Annotated in this window: 4 protein-coding genes and 1 pseudogene; all 5 read left to right on the forward strand. The window is 37.9% G+C overall.

What is annotated here, in order from left to right; genetic code table 11:
* The coding region (locus CAFE_RS07730; RefSeq protein ID WP_233452751.1) for an ATP-binding cassette domain-containing protein at positions 1-469 on the forward strand (469 nt) is incomplete at its 5' end.
* A 231-nt stretch (positions 470-700) separates the two neighbouring features.
* Positions 701-1,540, forward strand: a complete 840-nt coding sequence (locus CAFE_RS07735; RefSeq protein ID WP_040036558.1) for a nucleotidyltransferase domain-containing protein — start codon at positions 701-703, stop codon at positions 1,538-1,540.
* A pseudogene (locus tag CAFE_RS19775) lies at positions 1,537-2,142 on the forward strand (Vat family streptogramin A O-acetyltransferase); the annotation flags it as partial. The gene CAFE_RS07735 and the pseudogene CAFE_RS19775, both read left to right, overlap by 4 nt.
* A gap of 18 nt (positions 2,143-2,160) precedes the next feature.
* Positions 2,161-2,571 (forward strand): NAD(+)--rifampin ADP-ribosyltransferase, encoded by a 411-nt coding sequence (gene arr / locus CAFE_RS19780; protein ID WP_207708878.1) that lies wholly within the window; start codon positions 2,161-2,163, stop codon positions 2,569-2,571.
* Between the two features lie 88 nt (positions 2,572-2,659).
* Positions 2,660-3,532: an AraC family transcriptional regulator gene (locus tag CAFE_RS07745; protein WP_040036557.1), complete on the forward strand. Its 873-nt coding sequence runs from the start codon at positions 2,660-2,662 to the stop codon at positions 3,530-3,532.
* Positions 3,533-3,743 lie beyond the last annotated feature (211 nt).

Here is a 3,743-nt window from a genome sequence, read left to right on the forward strand (position 1 = left end):
CCGCAAAAGTGGAAATAAATTCAGGAGTATAGCGTTGAAATTCGACGTAATCATTCAGTTTGGAACGCCTCTTGAATCCCTTTTCTCTGAATTCCTCTTCCTGCGCCATTTGTTCAGAGGTTCCCTAGAGTTTATGCAGGAGGATTGTGATTACAATGTTTCAGAAATTCGTTCAGTGCTAGCATCCATGGGGGTGAAACAGAATGATATTGGAAAAAGCTTATCTGTTTTAAGCGGCGGAGAAATTATTAAATTATTGCTAGCTAAAATGCTTATGGGTAGATATAACATCTTACTAATGGATGAACCGAGCAACTTCCTTGACATACCAAGCTTAGAGGCTTTGGAAATACTAATGAAGGAGTATGCCGGAACTATAGTGTTTATCACCCATGACAATCGGCTGCTTGATAATGTGGCTGATGTGATTTATGAAATCAAAGATAAGAAATTAAACTTAGTCCGATAATTATTTTACTTTTCGTATTTGACAGATCGTAAGTAGGCCAGTGAAAGAGGTTATTGATTTTATCTAAACGTTAAGTAGGTTAGACCTCTAATCAGGGAAAATAAGGCCTTCAAGATGAATTTTGAAGGCCCCCTTTCCATAGAAATATACGTAAAGCATAAGGAACACATGGCAAAAAAGGCGTTTCTCAGCATGGGATATAGCTTTTGATATTGAAAGGAGTGATTCAGTATGATAGATAATATTATTCAATCAGTGACAGAAAAATTATCCTCTTTGCCTTATATAGAAGGCATCGTATTAGGGGGTTCCCGTGCAAGAGGCACCCATACAGAGGATTCTGATATAGATATCGGAATCTATTACAAATCAGAATCATTTGACATTACAGCGATTAATCAAATTGCTACAGAGTTGGATGATGAGAATAGAAATAACCTTGTTGTACCTCCCGGAGCGTGGGGTGATTGGATTAATGGCGGCGGATGGTTAGTTATAAATGGGTATCATGTTGACTTGATTTTACGTGATATAAAACGGGTGGAACAAATAATCAAAGATACGGAGCAAGGAATTGTTACTGCTAATTATCAGACGGGGCATCCCCATGGATATATAAGTGCTATGTATCGAGGAGAATTAGCGATTAGCAAAATACTATATGCTAAGAATGAAAGCTTATGCGAATTAAAAAAGCAGGCAGAACGTTATCCAACCGCTTTGCAGAAAGGATTAACCGAATTTTTTATGTTTGAGGCAGGTTTCTCATTAATGTTTGCTGAGAACAATATAGATAAAGACGATGTATCCTATGTTTGTGGGCATTGCTTTCGAAGCATATCTTCCCTTAATCAAGTCTTATTTGCAGTAAACAAAGAATACTGTATAAATGAAAAAAAGGCTGTTAAGATGATTGAAGATTTTAAGATCAAGCCAAGCGATTACAAGGAAAGGGTCGATAAGGTTATTTCCTTAATATCAACTGATGTAGAGTGTACAAGAAAAGGAATAGAGATTCTTCAAAGACTAGTAAACGAGGTTGAATACCTTAAAGGAGCCGATATTCAATGACGGGGCCAGATAAGAAAAAGCTTTATCCGAATGAAAACATAAAAACAGTTTGTTATATAAGTAATTTGCCAAAACGGCCCAATGTAGAAATTGGAGAATACACCTATTATAGCGATAATAAAAAGTCTCCAGAGAAATTTTATGATAATATAGAGCATCATTACGAATTTCTAGGGGATAAACTTATAATAGGCAAGTTTTGTGCAATTGCAGAGGGTGTTAAGTTTATTATGAATGGTGCAAATCATAGAATGGATGGAATTACAACCTATCCCTTTAATATCTTTGGCAGTGGTTGGGAAAAGGTAACTCCAACAATAGAGCAGTTACCATTCAAGGGTGATACAGTGATTGGAAATGATGTATGGATTGGACAGAATGTTACCATTATGCCGGGTATTAAAATTGGTGATGGTGCGATTATTGCCGCTAACTCAACAGTAGTAAAAAGTGTTGAACCATACACAATATATGGTGGGAATCCAGCTAAATTTATCAAAAAGCGGTTTAGTGATGAAAAGGTTGAATTCTTGCTAAAGCTTCAATGGTGGAATTGGAGCGAAGAGGAAATATTTAATAATCTTGAAAAGCTAACAACGGGAACTGGATTAGAGCAATTATTGAATAAATCTCTGGACCCCGGACCATTCTACCACGGGACAAAAGCCGATTTGAAGGTTGGGGATTTGCTGGAACCTGGCTTTAGCTCTAATTATGGTGAGCGAAAGAAGGCAAACTTCATCTATTTTACTGCGACCATGGATGCAGCAATATGGGGAGCAGAGCTTGCGGTTGGTAACCAGCCAGGTCGTATCTATCAAGTGGAGCCTACCGGTACCTTTGAGAATGATCCTAATTTAACTGATAAGAAATTCCCGGGGAATCCAACAAGGTCTTACCGCACCAAGTCACCGCTACGGGTAGTAGGCGAAGTGTTGGATTGGGAGGGGCATGCTCCAGAGGTGCTCCAGAACATGTTAGATAACCTTGAAAAGCTAAAGCGGCAGGGTATCGAGGCAATTAACGACTGATCACATGATAGTCGATTATATTGTGCACAGATTGTCGGATGATTAAATGCATCCTTTGATAATATTGATGATGAAAGGAGGTTGTTTGATGGATTCTTTAAGTAGTATGAATAATGCAATGGCATACATTGAAGAGCACTTAACTGAGGATATCGACTATAGTAAAATTGCTAAAATTGCCTACTGTTCAGAGTATCATTTTAAGCGCATGTTTTCTTTTTTATCAGGTGTAAGCTTATCAGAATATATTCGGAGAAGAAGACTGACTCTGGCTGCACTTGATTTGAAGGATAGGGATTTGAGAATAATTGATGTAGCTGTCAAATATGGCTATAATTCAGCGGATTCATTTTCCCGTGCTTTTCATTCTATGCATGGCATTCTCCCTTCTGAAGCAAGAAGTGAGAATACACAATTAAAAGCTTATCCTCGAATGGCCTTTCAATTATCAATTAAAGGAGGATGCGAAATGAACTATCGTATTGTTGAAAAAGAGTTATTTAAGTTAGTAGGATTTAAGAAAAGAGTTCCCGTTATTTTTGAAGGTGTTAATCCAGAGATTGAAAAAATGACCGAACTCTTAACACCGGAGGTTATTAAACAATTAAAATTAATTTCAAATGTAGAACCAACAGGTATTATTAGTGCATCTACTAATTTTTCGGAAGGAAGAATGCAAGAAAAGGGTGAGCTAGATCATTACATTGGGGTAGCAACATCAAGTAATGAAACTGCAGAATTTGAAGTATTAGAAATTGATGCTAGTACCTGGGCAGTATTTGAGTCAATTGGACCGTTTCCAGAAACACTTCAAAATGTGTGGGGCAGGATATACTCAGAGTGGTTTCCATCTTCAGGATACGAGGCAGTTGAAGGGCCTGAAATTTTGTGGAATGAGAGTCCAGATACTGGAAGCCCGAAATATAGAAGTGAAATTTGGATTCCAGTGAAAAAGAAATGACATTAAGTATATCAATGATTGTGGGCGAGGGCACTCCAAATTGGGATGCCCTTTTCGCAAAAGTAATGGTATCTAAGGTGGATATGTGACCTGCCCCCAAAAGCCGTCCAGATAGAAAGTTAGTAATCACCTGAGATTTTCATGGCGTATTCTGCCGGCGTCAAATTATCCAGAGAACTGTGTGGGCGAAGGTGGTTATATTCATTTCGCC

This window comes from Caproicibacter fermentans, from assembly GCF_009746625.1.
In the GTDB taxonomy this organism is placed as follows: Bacteria; Bacillota; Clostridia; order Oscillospirales; family Acutalibacteraceae; genus Caproicibacter; species Caproicibacter fermentans.